Source organism: Pseudomonas taeanensis MS-3 (genome assembly GCF_000498575.2).
GTDB lineage: Bacteria > Pseudomonadota > Gammaproteobacteria > Pseudomonadales > Pseudomonadaceae > Aquipseudomonas > Aquipseudomonas taeanensis.
On sequence record NZ_AWSQ01000001.1, the window covers coordinates 675,945 to 693,353 of the forward strand.

Annotated in this window: 16 protein-coding genes; 8 read left to right on the plus strand and 8 right to left on the minus strand. The window is 63.4% G+C overall.

Annotation, left to right across the window (positions count from 1 at the left end):
* Nucleotides 1-57 precede the first annotated feature (57 nt).
* Together TMS3_RS02895 and TMS3_RS02900 are read left to right on the plus strand one after the other, a co-directional pair.
* Nucleotides 58-2,085 carry a TRAP transporter permease gene (locus TMS3_RS02895; RefSeq protein ID WP_025163745.1) on the plus strand — a complete coding sequence of 676 codons (2,028 nt, stop codon included), beginning with the start codon at nucleotides 58-60 and terminating at the stop codon, nucleotides 2,083-2,085.
* Complete coding sequence (locus TMS3_RS02900; RefSeq protein ID WP_025163746.1) at nucleotides 2,082-2,504, plus strand: DUF1850 domain-containing protein; 423 nt, start codon at nucleotides 2,082-2,084, stop codon at nucleotides 2,502-2,504. The genes TMS3_RS02895 and TMS3_RS02900 overlap by 4 nt, the downstream gene beginning before the upstream one ends.
* Before the next feature lie 131 nt (nucleotides 2,505-2,635).
* Here the strand turns inward: TMS3_RS02900 and TMS3_RS02905 are convergent, their stop codons facing one another.
* On the minus strand, nucleotides 2,636-3,373 hold the full coding sequence (locus TMS3_RS02905) for a substrate-binding periplasmic protein (RefSeq protein WP_025163747.1): 738 nt from the start codon (nucleotides 3,371-3,373) through the stop codon (nucleotides 2,636-2,638).
* A gap of 86 nt (nucleotides 3,374-3,459) precedes the next feature.
* On the minus strand, nucleotides 3,460-4,899 hold the full coding sequence (gene cls / locus TMS3_RS02910) for a cardiolipin synthase (protein ID WP_025163748.1): 1,440 nt from the start codon (nucleotides 4,897-4,899) through the stop codon (nucleotides 3,460-3,462).
* A 233-nt stretch (nucleotides 4,900-5,132) separates the two neighbouring features.
* On the opposite strand from cls, the gene TMS3_RS02915 reads away from it, so the two are divergent.
* The gene (locus tag TMS3_RS02915; protein WP_025163749.1) at nucleotides 5,133-6,800 is read left to right on the plus strand and encodes a BCCT family transporter; all 1,668 of its coding nucleotides are present in this window, start codon (nucleotides 5,133-5,135) and stop codon (nucleotides 6,798-6,800) included.
* Between the two features lie 77 nt (nucleotides 6,801-6,877).
* Here the strand turns inward: TMS3_RS02915 and TMS3_RS02920 are convergent, their stop codons facing one another.
* Entirely contained in the window at nucleotides 6,878-7,615 is a 738-nt protein-coding gene (locus TMS3_RS02920; RefSeq protein ID WP_025163750.1) for a 3'-5' exonuclease, read from the minus strand.
* The gene (locus TMS3_RS02925; protein ID WP_025163751.1) at nucleotides 7,612-9,504 is read right to left on the minus strand and encodes a DUF294 nucleotidyltransferase-like domain-containing protein; all 1,893 of its coding nucleotides are present in this window, start codon (nucleotides 9,502-9,504) and stop codon (nucleotides 7,612-7,614) included. The genes TMS3_RS02920 and TMS3_RS02925 overlap by 4 nt, the downstream gene beginning before the upstream one ends.
* A 780-nt stretch (nucleotides 9,505-10,284) precedes the next feature.
* On the opposite strand from TMS3_RS02925, the gene zigA reads away from it, so the two are divergent.
* Together zigA and TMS3_RS02935 are read left to right on the plus strand one after the other, a co-directional pair.
* Nucleotides 10,285-11,493: a zinc metallochaperone GTPase ZigA gene (gene zigA / locus TMS3_RS02930; protein WP_025163752.1), complete on the plus strand. Its 1,209-nt coding sequence runs from the start codon at nucleotides 10,285-10,287 to the stop codon at nucleotides 11,491-11,493.
* Nucleotides 11,493-12,125 carry a DUF1826 domain-containing protein gene (locus TMS3_RS02935; RefSeq protein ID WP_025163753.1) on the plus strand — a complete coding sequence of 211 codons (633 nt, stop codon included), beginning with the start codon at nucleotides 11,493-11,495 and terminating at the stop codon, nucleotides 12,123-12,125. The genes zigA and TMS3_RS02935 overlap by 1 nt, the downstream gene beginning before the upstream one ends.
* A 14-nt stretch (nucleotides 12,126-12,139) precedes the next feature.
* On the opposite strand, the gene TMS3_RS02940 is transcribed toward TMS3_RS02935, so the two are convergent.
* Nucleotides 12,140-12,493, minus strand: a complete 354-nt coding sequence (locus TMS3_RS02940; RefSeq protein ID WP_025163754.1) for a hypothetical protein — start codon at nucleotides 12,491-12,493, stop codon at nucleotides 12,140-12,142.
* A gap of 116 nt (nucleotides 12,494-12,609) precedes the next feature.
* On the opposite strand from TMS3_RS02940, the gene TMS3_RS02945 reads away from it, so the two are divergent.
* From TMS3_RS02945 to blaOXA, 3 genes are all read left to right on the plus strand, one after another.
* Nucleotides 12,610-13,575 (plus strand): CobW family GTP-binding protein, encoded by a 966-nt coding sequence (locus tag TMS3_RS02945; protein WP_025163755.1) that lies wholly within the window; start codon nucleotides 12,610-12,612, stop codon nucleotides 13,573-13,575.
* Nucleotides 13,576-13,647: 72 nt separating this feature from the next.
* The gene (locus TMS3_RS02950; protein ID WP_025163756.1) at nucleotides 13,648-14,526 is read left to right on the plus strand and encodes an alpha/beta fold hydrolase; all 879 of its coding nucleotides are present in this window, start codon (nucleotides 13,648-13,650) and stop codon (nucleotides 14,524-14,526) included.
* Nucleotides 14,527-14,568: 42 nt separating this feature from the next.
* Complete coding sequence (blaOXA, locus tag TMS3_RS02955; protein WP_025163757.1) at nucleotides 14,569-15,351, plus strand: class D beta-lactamase; 783 nt, start codon at nucleotides 14,569-14,571, stop codon at nucleotides 15,349-15,351.
* Nucleotides 15,352-15,361: 10 nt separating this feature from the next.
* Here blaOXA and TMS3_RS02960 read toward each other — a convergent pair whose 3' ends face one another.
* The 3 genes from TMS3_RS02960 to TMS3_RS02970 all read right to left on the minus strand — a co-directional run bounded on the left by TMS3_RS02960 (nucleotide 15,362) and on the right by TMS3_RS02970 (nucleotide 17,379).
* Entirely contained in the window at nucleotides 15,362-15,766 is a 405-nt protein-coding gene (locus TMS3_RS02960; protein WP_025163758.1) for a DUF3301 domain-containing protein, read from the minus strand.
* 98 nt (nucleotides 15,767-15,864) lie between these two features.
* Nucleotides 15,865-16,347 carry an acyl-CoA thioesterase gene (locus TMS3_RS02965; protein ID WP_025163759.1) on the minus strand — a complete coding sequence of 161 codons (483 nt, stop codon included), beginning with the start codon at nucleotides 16,345-16,347 and terminating at the stop codon, nucleotides 15,865-15,867.
* Between the two features lie 66 nt (nucleotides 16,348-16,413).
* Nucleotides 16,414-17,379, minus strand: a complete 966-nt coding sequence (locus TMS3_RS02970; RefSeq protein WP_025163760.1) for an AraC family transcriptional regulator — start codon at nucleotides 17,377-17,379, stop codon at nucleotides 16,414-16,416.
* Nucleotides 17,380-17,409: the final 30 nt, after the last annotated feature.

Genomic DNA, 17,409 nt, shown 5'->3' on the forward strand with positions numbered 1-17,409 from the left:
CAGGTTTTATTGGCGACTCTTGCGTCTTATCGACGTTGTAATGAGGGCATAAGCTCCATGACTGAACAAAACCACGGCCTCGCGGCGGGCCCAGGCGACTGGCCGAAAGCGCTGTTTTATGTGGCCCTGCTGTTTTCGATCTTCCAGATCACCACGGCGGCCTTTCATCCGGTGTCCAGCCAGATCCTGCGGGCGGTGCACGTCGGCTTCCTGCTGCTGGTGGTATTTCTCAGCATTCCCCTGGTCGGCAAGCACAAGCCCTGGCAACCCCTGGCCTGGCTGCTTGGCCTGGCGGGTATGGGTACGGCGATCTACCAATGGGTGTTCGAGGCGGATCTGATCCAGCGCTCCGGCGATCTGACCAGTGCCGATATGGTCGTTGGCCTGGTGCTGATGGTGCTGGTATTCGAGGCGGCGCGGCGGGTCATGGGCATTGCCTTGCCGCTGATCTGCGGCCTGTTTCTCGCTTACGGCCTGCTCGGCCAGTACCTACCGGGCGATCTGGCGCACCGCGGTTATGGCCTGGACCAGATAGTCAACCAACTGGCCTTCGGTACTGAAGGTTTCTACGGCACCCCGACCTATGTGTCGGCTACCTATATCTTCCTGTTCATCTTGTTCGGCTCCTTCCTCGAGCAAGCGGGCATGATCAAGCTGTTCACCGACTTCGCCATGGGCCTGTTCGGCCACAAGCTCGGCGGCCCAGCCAAAGTCTCGGTGGTGTCATCGGCGCTGATGGGCACCATCACCGGTTCCGGCGTGGCCAACGTGGTCACCACTGGCCAGTTCACCATCCCGTTGATGAAACGCTTTGGCTACCGACCGGCTTTCGCTGGTGGCGTCGAGGCGACCTCGAGCATGGGCAGCCAGATCATGCCGCCGATCATGGGCGCGGTGGCGTTCATCATGGCCGAGACCATCAACGTGCCCTTCATCGAGGTGGCCAAGGCCGCCTTGATGCCGGCGCTGCTGTACTTCGGCTCGGTATTCTGGATGGTCCATCTGGAGGCCAGGCGCGCCAACCTGAGCGGCCTGCCGAAAGATCAGTGCCCGAACCCCTGGGCCGCGGTGAAACAGCGTTGGTACCTGCTGATCCCGTTGTTCATCCTCATCTACCTGCTGTTCTCCGGGCGTACGCCGCTGTTTTCCGGGATGGTCGGCCTGGCCTTGACCGCCATCGTCATTCTCGGTTCGGCGATCATCCTGCGGGTGTCGTCCAAGGTCATGCGCTTTGCCTTCTGGATCGCCCTCGGGGTGCTCTGCGCCGGCTTCTTCCAGCTCGGTATCGGCGTGGTGTTCGGCGTGGTGGCACTGCTGGTGGCGGTTTGCTGGTTCATCAAGGGCGGTCGCGACACCCTGGTGGTCTGCCTGCATGCGCTGGTCGAGGGCGCACGGCACGCGGTGCCGGTGGGCATCGCCTGCGCCCTGGTCGGGGTTATCATCGGCGTGGTCTCGCTGACAGGGGTGGCCTCGACCTTCGCCGGCTACATCCTCGCCATCGGCCAGGACAACCTGTTCCTCTCGCTGATCCTCACCATGCTCACCTGCCTGGTGCTGGGCATGGGTATTCCGACCATCCCCAACTACATCATCACCAGCTCGATTGCCGCCCCGGCGCTGCTGGAGCTGGGCGTGCCGCTGATCGTCTCGCACATGTTCGTGTTCTATTTCGGCATCATGGCCGACCTCACCCCGCCGGTGGCTCTGGCCTGTTTCGCGGCGGCGCCGATCGCCAAGGAGAGCGGGTTGAAGATCAGCCTGTGGGCAATCCGTATCGCCATCGCCGGTTTCGTTGTCCCCTTCATGGCGGTGTATGAGCCGGCGCTGATGCTGCAGAGCGATAGCCTACTGGCGATCATTTATGTGCTGCTCAAGGCGGCGCTGGCAATCGGTATCTGGGGCGCGGTATTCACCGGTTTTCTGCACTGCAAGATGGCCTGGTGGGAGCGCGCGCTGGGCTTCGCCGCGGGCATCAGCCTGATCCTGGCCACGCCGATGAGCGATGAGATCGGCTTCGTGCTGGTGGCGCTGTTCCTCGGGCAGCACTTCTGGCGTGCGCACCGTGCGCAGGCGACTATGGCGTGATCGGATTGTGCATGGGCCTGGCCGGAGTGGTGTGGGCGCAGGTGCCCACGGCCGAGTTCACCCTGGCCTGGCAGCACACCATCGAGAAGATTCGCTGGGAAGAGGATTACCGCGTCGGCGCCGAGGGCTTGTTGCTCGGCGAGGCGCGGGTCAAGGGTTCAGGTGCCGGCATGGAAATCCCTGCCGATGCCGAACTGCGTGGGGGCAGTTGGCACTACCAGCGTCAGCTACCGCCCCTGCAACCGCTGCGCTTGGGGCGAACCCCCGAGGCAGGGGATTACCAACTGTGTTTTAACCAGCGTTGTCACTCGATGAGTGACTGGCTCGGCCCGCCACAAGCGAGCCAGCCGGCGGTGGAACTCTGGAGTTGTGAGCTCGACTCTCCCGCGTCCCTGGTGGACGAGGGCCGGGGCGGCTAAGGCTGCGTCCGCTCCCGGCGCCACAAGCGTCGGTTGTCAAGATCAGAACCCCTATTCGGTGTTGCCGGTGGGGGTTTTTTTCGTCTAGATCAAGATGAACCGTGCAGTTGGCAGGGGGCTTGCTCTGGTTGTTATTCGAGGGCGTATTTGTGTTTCAGGCGTCGTAGCAGCTCTGCGTGTTGCTGCAGGAAGCGGTCGAATGCGGCGATCACCTCGGGGTGGCGCAGGCTGGAGAGATAGTAGTGGTCATCGACATACGCCAGTTCGGGGTCGAACAGCAGAGCGTCGCCCGGCAGGCCCGCAGTGATCAACGCCTGACGGGCCACCTGAGGGTTGAGATAGACCGCATCGACTCGCCCGGATATCGCCATGCGTAGCAGCGAGTCGATGCGGTTGCTCTGGGTCAGAGACATCGCTCCGCCTTCGATTTGCGCCAGGTAAGGCGACGGAGTGAAGCCGAGCTGGGTGCCGAGTACCTTGATGCGTTGCTGACCCTGTCCGAGATGCCTGGGCAGTACCAGTACCCCGTCGGTGTAGGGCAGCACAGGCTGGCTGTAGTAGATCTGCTGACCTTGCTTCTGCTCGACTTTCCAGCGCGGGTTGTCGGGAAACTTGAAGTCCAGGTCGCCGGTCAGAAAGTTGCTCAGCAGGCGTTTGACCGGCAGCGCGACGTAGGTGAACTGGTGACCTTGGCTGACGGCGAAGGCGTCCAGCAGTTCGCGGGCGTAGCCTCGATATTCACCATCCTGCACGGCGAAGAAGGGCAGGTAGGGTTGCAGTTCTACACCGACTCGAAACTGTTCCGCCGGCGCCGGGCTAACGGCACCGAGCAGACTGAAACTGAGAAGGATTGGCAGCAAGGCTTTCATCGGCAGACACTCGTAGTGGCCAGGCAACACGTGGGAGTTCAGCTCTAACCATAGCCCGGACCCGAGTGCGCTGAGCGGACCTCGGCTCAGAGAATAGGTGAGATCAGCCGCGCCACGCGCATGCCCAGTTGTTGCAGGCGGTGCAGGTCCTTGCGGTCTTCGGCGAGCAGTTCGCGGGACTGCCTGAAGTCCTCCTCGAGCATCTGCTCGACTTCGGCGGCGAAGCCGGCATCGACGGTCAACAGGCTGACTTCGAAGTTCAGGCGGAACGAGCGGTTGTCCAGGTTGGCACTGCCGATGGTGCAGGCATCACGGTCGATCAGCATGACTTTCTGGTGCAGGAAACCCGGCTGGTAGCGGAATACCCGCACGCCGGCGCGCAGTGCCTCGAAGGCATAGAGGCTGGAGGCGGCGAAGACCACCCGGTGGTCGGGGCGTGCGGGCAGCAGGATACGCACATCGACGCCACGCAGGGCGGCCAGGCGCAGTGCGCTTAACAGCGCCTCATCGGGGATGAAGTACGGGCTGGTGATCCAGATGCGCTCGCGGGCGGCGTGAATCGCCTCGACAAACATCAGGGCACAGGTGTCCTGTGGATCGGCCGGGCCGCTGGCGATCACCTGGCAGAGCATGCCGCTGTCGGCGTAGGCCTCCGGCAACAGCAACGGCGGCAACTGGCCGCTGGCCCAGAACCAGTCTTCGGCGAAGGATTCCTGCAGGCAGGCGACCACCGGCCCGCGCACCTCGACGTGGGTGTCGCGCCAGGGCGACAGCGGCGGCTTGTTGCCGAGGTATTGGTCGCCGACGTTGTGTCCGCCGAGAAAACCGCGCTCGCCATCGACCACCACGATCTTGCGATGGTTGCGAAAGTTCAGCTGGAAGCGGTTGAGCAAGCCGCCGCCGGTGGGGAAGGCGTGCACCTGCACGCCGCCGGCGCGCAGGCTGTCACGGTAATGCGTCGGCAGGGCGTGACTGCCGATCCCGTCATACAGCAGGTAGACCCGCACCCCGGCCTTCGCGCGCTGCAGCAGCAGTTGTTGCAAGCGCCGGCCGAGTTCATCGTCATGGATGATGAAAAACTGGATCAGGATTACCTGGCGTGCCTCGGCCAGGGCGGCGAAGAGCGCGGCGAAGGTTGCTTTGCCGTCGATCAGCAACTGCACCTGGTTGTTCGCCAGGCAGGGCATCGAGCTCAGGCGCGGTAGCGCACGCAAGCGCCGGAAGGCTTTGGACTCGTGAGCGGCCAAGGCCTCTTCGACCCAGGGGCGCCAGTTCAGGGCCGCCATGGCCCGGTGCATTTCCTGATCGGCCAGGCGGCGTGCCTTGATATAGGCACTGAAGCGGCTGCGGCCGAATACCAGGTACGGCACTAAGGTCAGGTAGGGCATGAAGAACAGCGACAGTGCCCAGGCAATCGCCCCCTGGGCGGTGCGCACGGTAAATACCGCATGTATGGCGGCGAACACGCCGAGCGCATGGATGGCGGCGATCAGGTAGGCGAATAGATGGGGAATGCCGAAATCCATGAGTGTGCGATTCCTCTGTGCTGACTCAGTTTAGAGCAGGACGGTACTACGCAGTTGCGTCATCGTCTGTCGCCAGACCGGCACGCTGCCGCGCGGGGATGGCCACGGACAGGCACGTAGGCGACATGGCTGTTACCCTTGTTGCCACAGCCGGGAACTAACCGGTTGACAGTGAGTCGGGCGAATCCGCTCTACACTTGTCAGTGAGTCAAACGGATCAAGGAGTATCTCGAATGGGCAAAGACCCGACGCATAGCACGGCAGCACCGCCGGACATGCCGCAGCAGGACAGTATTCCAGCGCCGAGCGGGGCGTCCAATCTAATCGATACCGACTACGTTATCGGTCAGGACAACATCAAGGGGCGGTTTCTCTTCAACCTGGATATCCATGGCAAGGTGTTCAGCATTTCCGCGCTGACCATCGTATTGTTCGTGGTCTTGACCCTTGCCTTGCAAAGCCAGGTCGAGCCGCTGTTCAGTGCGATTCGCAGCTGGTTGACCACGAATATGGCGTGGTTCTTTCTCGGCTCGGCCAACATCTTCGTGCTGCTTTGTCTAGGCCTGATCGTGTCGCCGTTGGGCAAGGTACGCCTGGGCGGTAAGGAGGCGACGCCGGACTATTCCTATCTCGGCTGGTTCTCCATGCTGTTCGCTGCCGGCATGGGCATTGGCCTGATGTTCTATGGCGTGGCCGAGCCGATGTCGCACTTTTCCTCGTCCATGGGCGGGGTCAGTGCCGGTGAGGATGGTCTGCGCACCGACTGGGCGCCACTGGGCGCCGCCGTTGGCGATGCTGAGGCGGCGGCCAAGCTGAGTATGGCCGCGACTATTTTCCACTGGGGTCTGCACCCTTGGGCGGTCTATGCCATCGTCGCCCTGGCGCTGGCGCTGTTCTCCTTCAACAAGGGTCTGCCGCTGAGCATGCGCTCGATCTTCTACCCGATTCTGGGTGAGCGGGTGTGGGGCTGGCCGGGTCATGTGATCGATATCCTGGCGGTGTTCGCCACCCTGTTCGGTCTGGCCACTTCGTTGGGCCTGGGTGCCGAGCAGGCGGCCGCGGGACTCGATTATCTGTTTGGCATCACGGCTACCGATACCAGCAAGGTGCTGTTGATCATCGGCATTACCGCGATCGCCCTGATGTCGGTGCTGGCTGGTCTGGACAAGGGGGTCAAACGCCTGTCAGAGATCAACATGGTGCTGGCCATCGGGCTGCTGCTGTTTATCCTGATCGCAGGACCGACGCTGGCCATTGTTACCGGCTTCTTCAGTAACCTGGGTGCTTACCTGACCTACCTGCCGGCGCTGTCCAACCCGGTTGCGCGGGCCGATGCCAACTTCAGCCAGGGCTGGACCGCCTTTTACTGGGCCTGGTGGATCAGCTGGTCACCGTTCGTTGGCATGTTCATCGCTCGCGTCAGCCGTGGTCGTACGGTACGCGAGTTCCTGGTTTCGGTGCTGCTGGTGCCTTCGCTGTTTTCGGTGCTGTGGATGACCGCCTTCGGCGGCACGGCCATCGAGCAGTTCGTCGTTGGCGGTTTCACCGGGGTGCAGGATGCCGCGTTGGAACTGAAGCTGTTTGCCATGCTCGGCCAGCTGCCGTTGACCGCCATCAGCTCCTTCCTCGGGATCGTTCTGGTGATCGTGTTCTTCGTCACTTCGTCCGACTCCGGTTCGCTGGTGATCGACACCATCACCGCGGGCGGCAAGGTCAATGCACCAGTGCCACAACGGGCCTTCTGGGCCATCATGGAAGGCGTGGTCGCCATCGCCCTGCTGCTCGGCGGTGGGTTGGTTGCGCTGCAGGCCATGGCGGTATCGACAGGATTGCCGTTCACCATCGTGCTGCTGGTGGGCTGCGTGTCCATCGTCAAGGGGCTGATGTCCGAGCCGCGCTAAGCGACTCGCGGCGGCGCCCTGTGCGTCGCCGCTAAGGCTCTAGTTAAAGGCGCGTCCGCTTGCGGTCGCGCCTTTTTTTAACTCCACAGTTCGCCGACAGTGACATCCGCCGGGTAGTGGGTGGCGATTTGTGCTTGCAGCAGTTCCGCGGTGGCCAGGGCATCGGTCAGCGCATGATGCGCCTGATACAGCGGTAAGCCGTAGCGCAGGCGGCTGTCGGCCAGGCGGATCGACACCGGTTTCTTGCCCATTAGCCGGGCCAGCCAGCCGGGTTGCTGCTTGCCCCGGTGCAGGCGCGCCTCCAGTTGCATGGTATCGATCAGCGGAAAGTGCAGGCCTTCGCCGACCAGATGGCGCATGGCCTGATCGAGAAAGCCGCGCTCGATGCGTCGGTAGTGCACCACAACCACCTTGCCGGCCATGGCGGCCAGCAGTTCGTCGAACACGCTGGCCAGTGGTGGTGCATCCTGGATGTCCGAGTGGGTGATGTGGTGGAAGGTGACCGATTGGCTGCTCAGTTCGCACACTGGCTTGACCACCCAGTACTTGGCCTCGCCACAGCGGATGCGCCGCAGGTTGAAGGGCACCAGGCCGAGGCTGACGATCGAGTCGCGCTGGCTGTCCAGGCCCGTGGTTTCCACGTCGAGGGCCAGCAGTGGCACCTGGTCCAGTGGCGTGTCCGCGTTTACGGTTCCGGCCTTATAAAAGCGTGATAGCCGTGCATCGATGGTTTTCGCGGTTAGTTCGTCGAGAATGCTCGGCCAATCGAGGCTGGTCGATTTGGCCTCCCTGCGCAGGGTGCCGGGCAGGCTCATAGCGGTCGTCCGAATTCTTGTCCCGGATAGCGGAAGCGCAGGAACTTCTGCGCGTTGCTCAACACCTGGAAGGCCGACTTGAGGCTGTGCCGGTCGGCGGCGGAGATCTGCTCCGGCTCAATGTAGTTGTCCGGCTCGCGGTCTTCCTGAAGGTCCATGGCCTGGTGGCGAATGCGCACAATCGAGAGAAACTCCAGGGCATAGCGCAGCTGGGTGATGGCCTCTTCGGTCAGCAGCTTGGTTTCGCTGATGGCATCCAGGCGTTCCAGGGAATTCTGCGCCTTGGAACCGCAGGCCAGGGCATGCACGCGGATCAGGTCGGTCAGCGGCGCGGTGCCGCGGCCTTTCAGGTTGATGATGTTTTTCTGTTCGCCGTCGGTCTCCATCACGAAGGTGCGGAAGAAGCCCAGCGGCGGCGTGCGGTTGAGCGCGTTGCGCGCCAGGCTGGCGAGGAACAGCGGGCTGCGACTGGCTTTTTCTGCCAACAGGTCCTTGAGGCTCTCGGCCAGGGGGGCCTCGCCGTAGACGCTGTCCAGATCGAAGAAGATGCAGGCGTTGAGCAGGGTTTCCGGGTTGGGGCGTTCGATCCACTGAGTGAAGTAGCCCTTCCACACCCGTAGCGGCTGACGCCATTTGGGGTTGGTGGCCATGATGCCGCCCTTGCAATAGCTGTGGCCGCAGGCCGCCAGACCATCGCTGACGAAGGTCGCCAGCTTGAGGAAATACTCGTCGTGTACCCGCGGGTCGAACCGGTTGTCCAGCACCAGGGCGTTGTCCTGGTCGGTGACGATCAGCTGCTCATCCCGGGCCATCGAGCCCAACGCCAGGAAACAATAGGGCACCGGCGGCGGGCCAAATTCCTGCTCGGCCAGCTCCAGCAGGCGTTGGGTCAGGCTGCGGCCGATGCCCGATATCGCGCTGCCGATCATATGCGCGTTGGCCTGTTCGTTGACCAGGCGCAGGAAGGTCGCGCGCAGATCCGGCAGCAGGGCCTGCAGTTCCGTGACCGACTGGCGGTTGAAGATGTTGTTGACCAGGTACAGGCTGCTCTGGGACTCGTAGCGGATGATGTCGGAGAGGTTGATCACCCCCACCGGTCGCTGGCGGTGTACCACCGGCAGGTGATGGATGTTGTTGCGCAGCATGCACAGCATCGCCTCGAATACCGAATCCTCGGCCTGAATGGTGATCGGGTTGGGTGACATCACCTGATCCACCGGCGTGTCCAGGGCCAGCCCTTCGGCCAGCACCCGGGTGCGCAGGTCGCGGTCGGTGGTAATGCCAGCCATGATCTGGGTCGGGCCGGTGTTGCCGGCGGCTTTGCTGCCGAAGATCACCAGGGAGGACACACCGTGCTCGGTCATCATCCGCGCGGCGTCCTGCACCGAGGTGCCCAGGGGCACACTGACGGTGCGGCGGGTGATGAGTTTGCGCACCTCCGTGCTCATCAGCTCGGTGGCGTTGCCCTGGGGCGCTTCTCGCGGTTTGAGGCGTGACACGCCCTCAGCCTCGACGAAGTCGGCGAAGGCGTCATGGGCCTCGCAGAGCTGCTCGAACAGGCCGCCGGGGATGAAGTAGATCAGGCTGTCTTCGATGGCGCGCGCCGGCAGGCGTACCTTGTGCCCGCGCAGCAGGCCGAATTGGCCGAAGACTTCGCCTTCGGCCAGGCGGTTGTAGAGCTCGCCGTTGCGCCGGTAGATCTCCACGGCGCCACTGCGGATGTAGTGCAGATCCTCGATCGGCGCACCGTAGCTGAGAATGTCGGTGCCGGCCTTGAAGTAGGCGACTTCCACCTGCTGGGCGATTTCGTCGAGGGTGCCCTCGGGCAGCGCATCGAAGGGGGGGAAGCGACTCAGGTGGTCACGGATCTCGATCAACTCGATTTGCATCAGCGCCTCGCGGTCTGGAGTAGGGTTTAGAGCAAGGTCCTGACGACTATGACGTTTTTAGGCCCACGACGCATCGACGAATTAGCGCCTGAGTCGGCCAATCGGTAAGAAAATGTTGAGGCATCGTGCGGAACCCAGGTGGCCCAGGTAGGTTTGGCGACTCAAAGGTGGGCCGCAACCTTGAGGCGTATGCGGTACCAAATTACCAGCGCTATGCCATGGCTCAGGGCGTGGAAGGCGAGTGGAGGGCTATTCAGTGCTGCCTTGGCTAGCCGCCCGATCGATCCCGCACAGCGTGGCTTGGGTATCACTGCCGCACTCGCTTCGATTCGCAGCTGGCAGTCTGTAATGCGCTGGCCGGTGTCTGCTAAGTGCTGCGTTTGAGATGGCGGATGTTTCGTCGTTCGCTCAGTAAGGCTTCACGTTGAGCCTGCTCCTTGGTTCGTTGGACTGTTGGTTTTCCAGAGCGCCGCTGACACGTGCGAGCAATCCGCGCTGTCGGTAGCTCCCGTCGATCAAACTGCCCTATGGTTCCACGTGAAACCCCTATAAATGCTGGTGTGTGCGCATGTCGGCGGCGTCCGGCCAGCTAGGCTGACCAGCGCTGCGCAGTGCCAGCGGGTAGAGGCGCGACCCATTACGGTCAGGGAATTGTGAAAGTTGCGGGTGAGCTTGAGATTATTTATGTTATGTTATAACAATCAATATGTGATCTGAGCATCTCAACCCAAGAGCAGCAGGAACACCGCGCCCACCTGATCGATACTGGAGCCTCTCGGCATGCCCAAGCGTCTACCCGTCACCCTGTTGTCCGGCTTCCTCGGTGCCGGCAAGAGCACCCTGCTCAATCACATCCTGAAGAATCGCGAAGGACTGCGGGTCGCGGTGATAGTCAACGATATGAGCGAGATCAATATCGATGGCAGCGAAGTTCAGCGCGATGTCAGCCTGAACCGCGCCGAGGAAAAACTCGTGGAGATGAGCAACGGTTGCATCTGCTGCACCCTGCGCGAGGATCTGCTGGAGGAGGTCGGCCGTCTGGCCCGCGAAGGGCGTTTCGACTACCTGTTGATCGAGTCCACCGGTATTTCCGAACCGTTGCCGGTGGCCGAGACCTTCACCTTCCGTGACGAGCAAGGCCAGAGCCTGGCCGATCTGGCGCGCCTGGACACCCTGGTGACCGTGGTCGACGGGGTCAACTTCCTCAGGGATTTTCACGAGGCCGAGAGCCTGGCCAGTCGTGGCGAGACCCTCGGCGAAGAGGACGAGCGCTCGATCACCGACCTGCTGATCGAGCAGGTGGAGTTCGCCGACGTGCTGCTGGTGAGCAAGATCGATCTGATCAGCGGCCATGAGCGCGAGGAGCTGATCGCCATCCTGCGCGGCCTCAACACCCACGCCGAGATTCTGCCGATGGCCATGGGCGCGGTGCCGCTGAACAAGATCCTCGATACCGGCCGCTTCGATTTCGAGCGTGCGGCCCAGGCGCCGGGCTGGCTCAAGCAGCTGCGCGGCGAGCACATCCCTGAGACCGAGGAGTACGGCATCGCCTCCAGCGCCTACCGGGCACGGCGGCCACTGCATCCCGAGCGTTTCTTCAGCTTCATCAATCGCGAGTGGACTAATGGTCGTCTGCTGCGCTCCAAGGGCTTCTTCTGGCTGGCCAGCAAGTATCAGGAGGCCGGCAGCTGGTCCCAGGCTGGCGGTCTGATGCGTCATGGCTTTGCCGGGCGCTGGTGGCGATTCGTGCCGAAAGCCCAGTGGCCCGAGGACGATGAAGGCCTGCAGGCGATCATGAAGAATTGGCAGACTCAGAGCGGTGATTGCCGACAGGAACTGGTGTTCATCGGCCAGAACATCGACTTCGCCCGGCTCAGCGCCGAGCTGGATGCCTGCCTGTTGAATGACGCGGAAATGGCTCTGGGTGTGGACGCCTGGCTGGCACTGTCCGATCCGTTCGGCCCCTGGGTCGAGGAGGTTGCCGCTTGATGGTGCGGCAGCCGTTGCAGCAGATTCTCGGCGAGCAAATCGATGTGCTCGCCGAGGTGTTGCGTGATGAGGTCAACCTGGCCATCTGGCAACGTCGATTGCCGGCAGTGCCCGGCGCTTTCGCTGCGGCGTTACTGGTCCGCGGCGAACCGCTGGCAGAGTCCATGGTGCTGGAGTTGGCGCACCCTGAGAGTGCTCCAAAGCTGGACAGTCTGCTGGCCCGCTATGGCGAGTTGCCCGGCCATGCGGCCTTTCTCGCCGATATCGGCTGGCTGGTTGGCGCTTTTGCCTGCCTGGTCGATGCCAAGCGCATCGGCCTGCGTCTGCGCGTGCTGGACAAGGCCATGTGCCCGCGCTTTCACGTCGACCATGTGCCGCTGCGCCTGATCACCAGCTATGCCGGGGTTGGCAGCCAGTGGCTGCGCGAGGGCGTGATGGCGCGTAGTCGTCTCGGCGACCCGGCTGCCGAGCCCGTGGAGGAAGCCCAGATCGAACGCGCCGAGGCCGGCCATGTGTTGCTGGCCAAGGGGGAGAGATGGATCGGTAACGAGGGCGGCGGGCTGATTCACCGCTCGCCGAAACCACCCGCCGACGAGCGCCGTCTGCTGTTGACCCTGGATTGGCTGACATGACGAACAGGTACTATCTAGCGGGCCATCCACACGCCCTTGTTCTGCCGTTCGCAGAACGGCTTGAGGTAGGCGGCGTCGCTGGCCACGCCGTAATAGTGGATATCCTGCTGGTAGGGCGTACCACCGACCCTGGCGTTGCGACACACGCCGTAAGCACCGATCGGGCATTGCTCGACGAAGGCGACTTCGACCTTCTGCCCTTTCAGTTGCGGTTGGCAGAAACCGCTGCGAAACAACTGCGGTGGGATGCTACGGTTCTGCTGGCAGACCTTGACGTCCAGGCGCTCGGCCTGGCTGTGCACCACGCAGGCTTCGCCCCAGGCCAGGCCGGATAAAGCCGATAATGCCAGCAGTATTAAGCAACGCATCGAATGCCTCCTGAAATCTCTGTCGGCGACTCTAGCATGGCGCTTTTCTCGCGTCTGCGCGGGCTGGCGCGTGCCGAGGACTTCTCCTTCGCTCGGTAAAACCGCACCATAGAGCCATGTTGAAAAATATCCCCACGCACCTGATCGCCGGCCCATTAGGCGCCGGCAAGACCAGCCTGATCCGTCATCTGTTGGCGCAACGTCCAGAGCATGAGCGCTGGGCGGTGCTGATCAACGAGTTCGGCCAGATTGGCCTGGACGCGGCCTTGCTCAGCACGGATGACGCCGGCATATCCCTCGGCGAAGTGGCCGGTGGTTGCCTGTGTTGCGTTAACGGCGTGCCGTTTCAGGTTGGTCTGAGCCGCTTGCTGCGCAAGGCCAAGCCGCATCGCCTGCTGATCGAACCTTCCGGTCTCGGCCACCCGCTGGAACTGTTGCGTCAACTCAGTGCGCCGCCGTGGGCCGGGGTGCTGAGTGTGCAGGCGCCGGTGCTGGTGCTGGATGCTGCCGCACTGGCGGCAGGCGCGGCCCTGCCCGAGAGTCAGCAGACGGCGCTGAACAGTGCGGGGTTGCTGCTGATGAACAAGGCCGAGGGCCTGGACGCTACGGCTAAGGCCCTGCTTGCCGCGCAACTGCCGGCCCGGCCGCTGTGTTGGACCAGCCACGCCGCGCTGGCGCTGGCGCAGTTGCCGGGGTTTGCCGCCCAGGCCGAGAACGGTGCAGGGCTGGCGGGGCTGCCTGATTCGCCAGCAACGTTAGCGACGATCTGGCACTCGCCGCAGGAGCCGATTTGCCAGGTTCAGGCTCAAGCGGAGGGCTGGAGCATCGGCTGGAGCTGGCACCCGAGCCAGCGTTTCGAGCGCTTGCGCGTGCAGCAGTGGCTCGCCGTGCTGCCTTGGCGGCGGGCCAAGCTGGTGCTGCACAGCGATGCCGGCTGGTGCTCGGCCAACGCCCTGGCAGGGCAGGCGCTGGAATGGCAGAACAGCGAGTGGCGCAAGGATTCGAGGCTCGAACTGATCTTCGATACGCCACAGGATGAGGCGCGTCTCAAGGCTGGGATGGCGGCGTGTCGGTTGCAATAAAGTCGGTAACGTCGATTCACCCGGCCTGCTGGGCTGGCTACACTGCGCGCTGATTTTTGCGAGGCGCTTTGCATGCAGTTGCTCCCCTGGTCCCACGCCAGTTCCGCCGGCTTTACCCTGCGCGGTTGGCATTCGCCGGCCTCCGGCAAGCCGGTGCTGCACTTCCTGCATGGCAATGGCTATTGCGGGCGGGTCTATCAGCCGCTGCTGGAGCACTTGGCGGAGGACTTCGACCTCTGGTTGTGCGATGTGCAGGGGCATGGCGACAGTGACCACGGCGGCCGTTTTCATGGTTGGAACCGCAGCGCCGAGCTGGCCCTGGAGGCCTTCGCCGAGGGCCGCGAGCGGTTTGCCGAGGCGCCGGTATTTGCTCTCGGCCACAGTTTTGGCGGGGTGCTCAGCAGCCTGATGCTGGCGCAGCAGCCACAGCTGTTTCAGCGCGCGGTATTGCTCGATCCGGTGTTGTTCAGCCCGGCGATGATCGGGGTGATGGCGCTGTCCGACGTGGTCGGCCTGGGCCGCCTGAATACCCTGGCGAGCAAGGCGCGCAAGCGTCGCCGGCAATGGCCGGATCGTGACGCCGCGTATGCCAGCCTGCACGGCCGCGGCATGTTCCGAGGCTGGACCGAGGCGGCGTTCGTGGCCTATATCGAGCACGCCCTGGGCGACACCGAGCAGGGCGTGCAGCTGAAGTGCCGGCCGAGCCGCGAAGCGGATATCTTCGGCTCTTACCCCAAGCGCCTGTGGCCGTCGCTGGCCAAGGTGGTCACGCCGACCGAGGTGATCTACGGCCAGCGCAGCTACCCTTTTGTCGCCAAGTCGGTGGCACGCTGGTGCGCCAGCAATCCTCATGTGCGGGCCCAGGTGGTCGACGGTGGTCACTGCTTTATGCAGGAGCAGCCCACGGCGACTGCCGAGCGGGTGGCCAACTTCCTGCTGCAACGTAGCTGAACGGCTTGAGGCTCAGCGTTCTGGCGATTCTCGGGGGTGAGTATGAAACGCATATTGTGTAGCGCGTTGCTGGTGCTGGCCGGTCAGGCCCAGGCCTTCGATTGGCAGGACAGTGCGACGGTGACCCAGGTGTTCGAGCGCGCGGGCGTGACGGGCACCTTCGTCCTGCATGAAGTCGGCAGCGAACAGCTGCAGGGACACAACCGTCAGCGCGCAGAAACCCGCTACACCCCGGCCTCTACCTTCAAGATCGCCCATAGCCTGATTGGTTTGGCCACGGGCGCGGTCAATAGTGTCGATGAGGTGTTTCCCTACGACGGCCAGCCGCAGTACCTCAAGGCCTGGGAGCAGGACATGGGTCTGCGCGAGGCGATCAAGGTCTCCAATGTGTCGGTCTATCAGGCGCTGGCGCGGCGCATCGGTCTATCGCGTATGCGCAATCAGGTGAGCGCCCTGGGCTATGGCAACGGCGAGATTGGCAGCCAGGTCGATCAGTTCTGGTTGCAGGGACCGCTGGCCATCAGCGCGGTGGAGCAAACCCGGTTTCTTGCCCGTCTGGCCCAGGATCTGTTGCCCTATTCGCCCGCCATCCAGGCCAAGGTGCGTGAGATCAGTCTGCTCGAGCAGGGTCCAGGCTGGCGTTTGTCTGGCAAGAGTGGATGGGCCACGTCCTCCGAGCCGGGTATCGGCTGGTGGGTAGGCTGGTTGGAAAGGGACGGCAAGATGTACAGTTTTGCGCTGAATATCGACACTCATGGGCCAGCGGATCTGCCTAAACGAGTCGAACTGGGCAAGGCCAGCCTGCGCGCTCTCGGTCTGTTGTGAGGTCGAGCGGCTAATCCTGGTGGCGTTGAGCGTCAGCCTTGCTGTGGCTGGCTCGCCATTGCTCCAGCTCGATCACCTGCGGGCTATCGGCCATAGGGGTTTTGCAGGGGTGCGCCGCCAGCTCGATCCGTCCGAGGTGCTGGCCGAACATGACAATGCTGCCGGCGTGGCGTTGTTCGCCGGTGACGGTGAACTCGAAGCCATAGACCCGCGCCAGGCGCCGGTGACCCCGGGCATCGGTGAGCAGGGTGAGTTTGCGCAGGGCGACGTTGCCGTCGAGCAGTTCGATATCGGCTTTCACGCAGTGCTGCTTGACCAGCGCCAGGGCACGCTCGCGCAGGCCGTGGGCGTGCCACATCCAGGCCCCGGCCGTAGCCAGCAGCATCAATACGAAAATATTGCCGAGGGTCAACATCAGGGGGCTCCAGGCGGGCGCTGCATGAGTCGCAGCGGCTCCGGCAGCTGTTCAGTGCATTCTGCCAGTCGCGGCCGGGCGCTGTCTTGCCTCGTCGCCTAGCGCTCGGTTTTCAAATCCAGGAAACGCCGTTCCAGTTCCTGGCGAATCGCCCGACGTTGTTCGGCTTCGCTGAAGCGCCGGTGTTCATCGGCGGTTTGCGGCTGGCGTTGCGGCACCTGCGTGGGTTTACCCTGATCATCGACCGCGACCATGGTGAAAAAACAGCTGTTGGTGTGGCGCACCGAGCGTTCACGGATATTTTCCGTGACCACCTTGATGCCGACCTCCATCGAGGTGCGACCGCTGTAATTGACCGAGGCGAGGAAGGTCACCAGTTCGCCAACATGAATCGGTTGTCGAAAGGTCACCTGATCCACCGACAGGGTCACCACATAACCCCCGGCATAGCGGCTGGCGCAGGCGTAGGCGACTTCATCGAGGTATTTGAGCAGGGTGCCGCCGTGCACATTGCCGGAGAAATTGGCCATATCCGGGGTCATCAACACGGTCATCGACAGCTGGGTGTTTCCGGGTTCCATGGGCGGCTCTTCAGGTTGGGACGGCTTTAAGGAGGCGGTGTTCTACGCCTAATCTATCAGAACGACTCAGGCGGGCGGCGGGTCACGCCAGCGCTTGCGCGCATGCAGGTAGGCGGCGCTGTCGCCGTAGCCCAGCAGTTCGCCAATCTGCGCGCTACTCAGTCCTTGCAGTTGGTAGTGTTGCTCCAGGTCGGCGCGCAGCAGGTCGAGCAGCTGGCGGAAGCTCAGCTCCTGTTCCTGCAGACGCCGGCGCAGGGTGCGCGGACTCTGGTGCAGGGCTTCGGCAACGCTCTCCAGGCTCACTGGCTGGCCGTGCTCCAGGGCCCGGCGCGCGGCGGCGGCAACCTTGCCGGCCCAGCCGCTGAGATGACGCCGCTGCGCGAGGCGGCGGTCGAGCTCCAGGCACAGCAGCTCGACCATGCCCGGGTGGCGGCCCTGCATCGGCAGTGACTGGGTCGAGTGATCGAACAGCAGGCGGTTGTGCGCGGCGTTGAACTCGACCCGCTCGCCGAACCAGGGCCGGTATAGATCATGGTAGGCCGGTCGGGCGTGGCGGAATTGCGCGCGCCGCGGCAGCAGCGCCTGGCCGGTGCCGCGGCGCATCTGGGTTACGGCCATCACCGTGTAGTGCTCGACCAGGTAGCGCGCCAGCTGCGGCGGTGCGTCGATGTCCAGCTCCACGCCCAGGCCCTCGTCGCTTTCGACGATGCGCAACTGGTCGGAGTCGGCGGCCAGACCGGCATAGCGCACCCAGCAGCGGGTCGCTTCGGCGACGTCGGCGCAGAACAGGCAGAGATGGGCCAGCACATGCCAGTCCTGGGGGCTGAACTGGCCGAACAGGTGCAAGCCAATGGCCGGATCGTGCTCGGCGGCGGCGTTCCACAACTGCTCCAGCTCGGTCAGGCTGAAGTCCGGCGAGGCGCTGGCGCGGCTCTGCAGGAAGCGTTCGAGGACCTGGCCGAGGGCGCCGCGGTGGAAGCGTCGGGCGGGTAGATTGGCCTGTTCTCGGGTGTTTTTGTCCGTTTCGCGCATGTTGCCTCTGGCCGTTGTGGCTTCTTATGG

Excerpts from the sequence above, each read along its gene's own strand:
- zigA (WP_025163752.1), top strand. The coding sequence starts at position 10,285 with ATGCCCAAGCGTCTACCCGTCACCCTGTTGTCCGGCTTCCTCGGTGCC.
- cls (WP_025163748.1), bottom strand. The coding sequence starts at position 4,899 with ATGGATTTCGGCATTCCCCATCTATTCGCCTACCTGATCGCCGCCATC.
- TMS3_RS02965 (WP_025163759.1), bottom strand. The coding sequence starts at position 16,347 with ATGGAACCCGGAAACACCCAGCTGTCGATGACCGTGTTGATGACCCCG.
- TMS3_RS02920 (WP_025163750.1), bottom strand. The coding sequence starts at position 7,615 with ATGAGCCTGCCCGGCACCCTGCGCAGGGAGGCCAAATCGACCAGCCTC.
- TMS3_RS02970 (WP_025163760.1), bottom strand. The coding sequence starts at position 17,379 with ATGCGCGAAACGGACAAAAACACCCGAGAACAGGCCAATCTACCCGCC.
- TMS3_RS02940 (WP_025163754.1), bottom strand. The coding sequence starts at position 12,493 with ATGCGTTGCTTAATACTGCTGGCATTATCGGCTTTATCCGGCCTGGCC.
- TMS3_RS02945 (WP_025163755.1), top strand. The coding sequence starts at position 12,610 with ATGTTGAAAAATATCCCCACGCACCTGATCGCCGGCCCATTAGGCGCC.
- TMS3_RS02915 (WP_025163749.1), top strand. The coding sequence starts at position 5,133 with ATGGGCAAAGACCCGACGCATAGCACGGCAGCACCGCCGGACATGCCG.
- TMS3_RS02905 (WP_025163747.1), bottom strand. The coding sequence starts at position 3,373 with ATGAAAGCCTTGCTGCCAATCCTTCTCAGTTTCAGTCTGCTCGGTGCC.
- TMS3_RS02925 (WP_025163751.1), bottom strand. The coding sequence starts at position 9,504 with ATGCAAATCGAGTTGATCGAGATCCGTGACCACCTGAGTCGCTTCCCC.
- TMS3_RS02950 (WP_025163756.1), top strand. The coding sequence starts at position 13,648 with ATGCAGTTGCTCCCCTGGTCCCACGCCAGTTCCGCCGGCTTTACCCTG.
- blaOXA (WP_025163757.1), top strand. The coding sequence starts at position 14,569 with ATGAAACGCATATTGTGTAGCGCGTTGCTGGTGCTGGCCGGTCAGGCC.
- TMS3_RS02895 (WP_025163745.1), top strand. The coding sequence starts at position 58 with ATGACTGAACAAAACCACGGCCTCGCGGCGGGCCCAGGCGACTGGCCG.
- TMS3_RS02960 (WP_025163758.1), bottom strand. The coding sequence starts at position 15,766 with ATGTTGACCCTCGGCAATATTTTCGTATTGATGCTGCTGGCTACGGCC.
- TMS3_RS02935 (WP_025163753.1), top strand. The coding sequence starts at position 11,493 with ATGGTGCGGCAGCCGTTGCAGCAGATTCTCGGCGAGCAAATCGATGTG.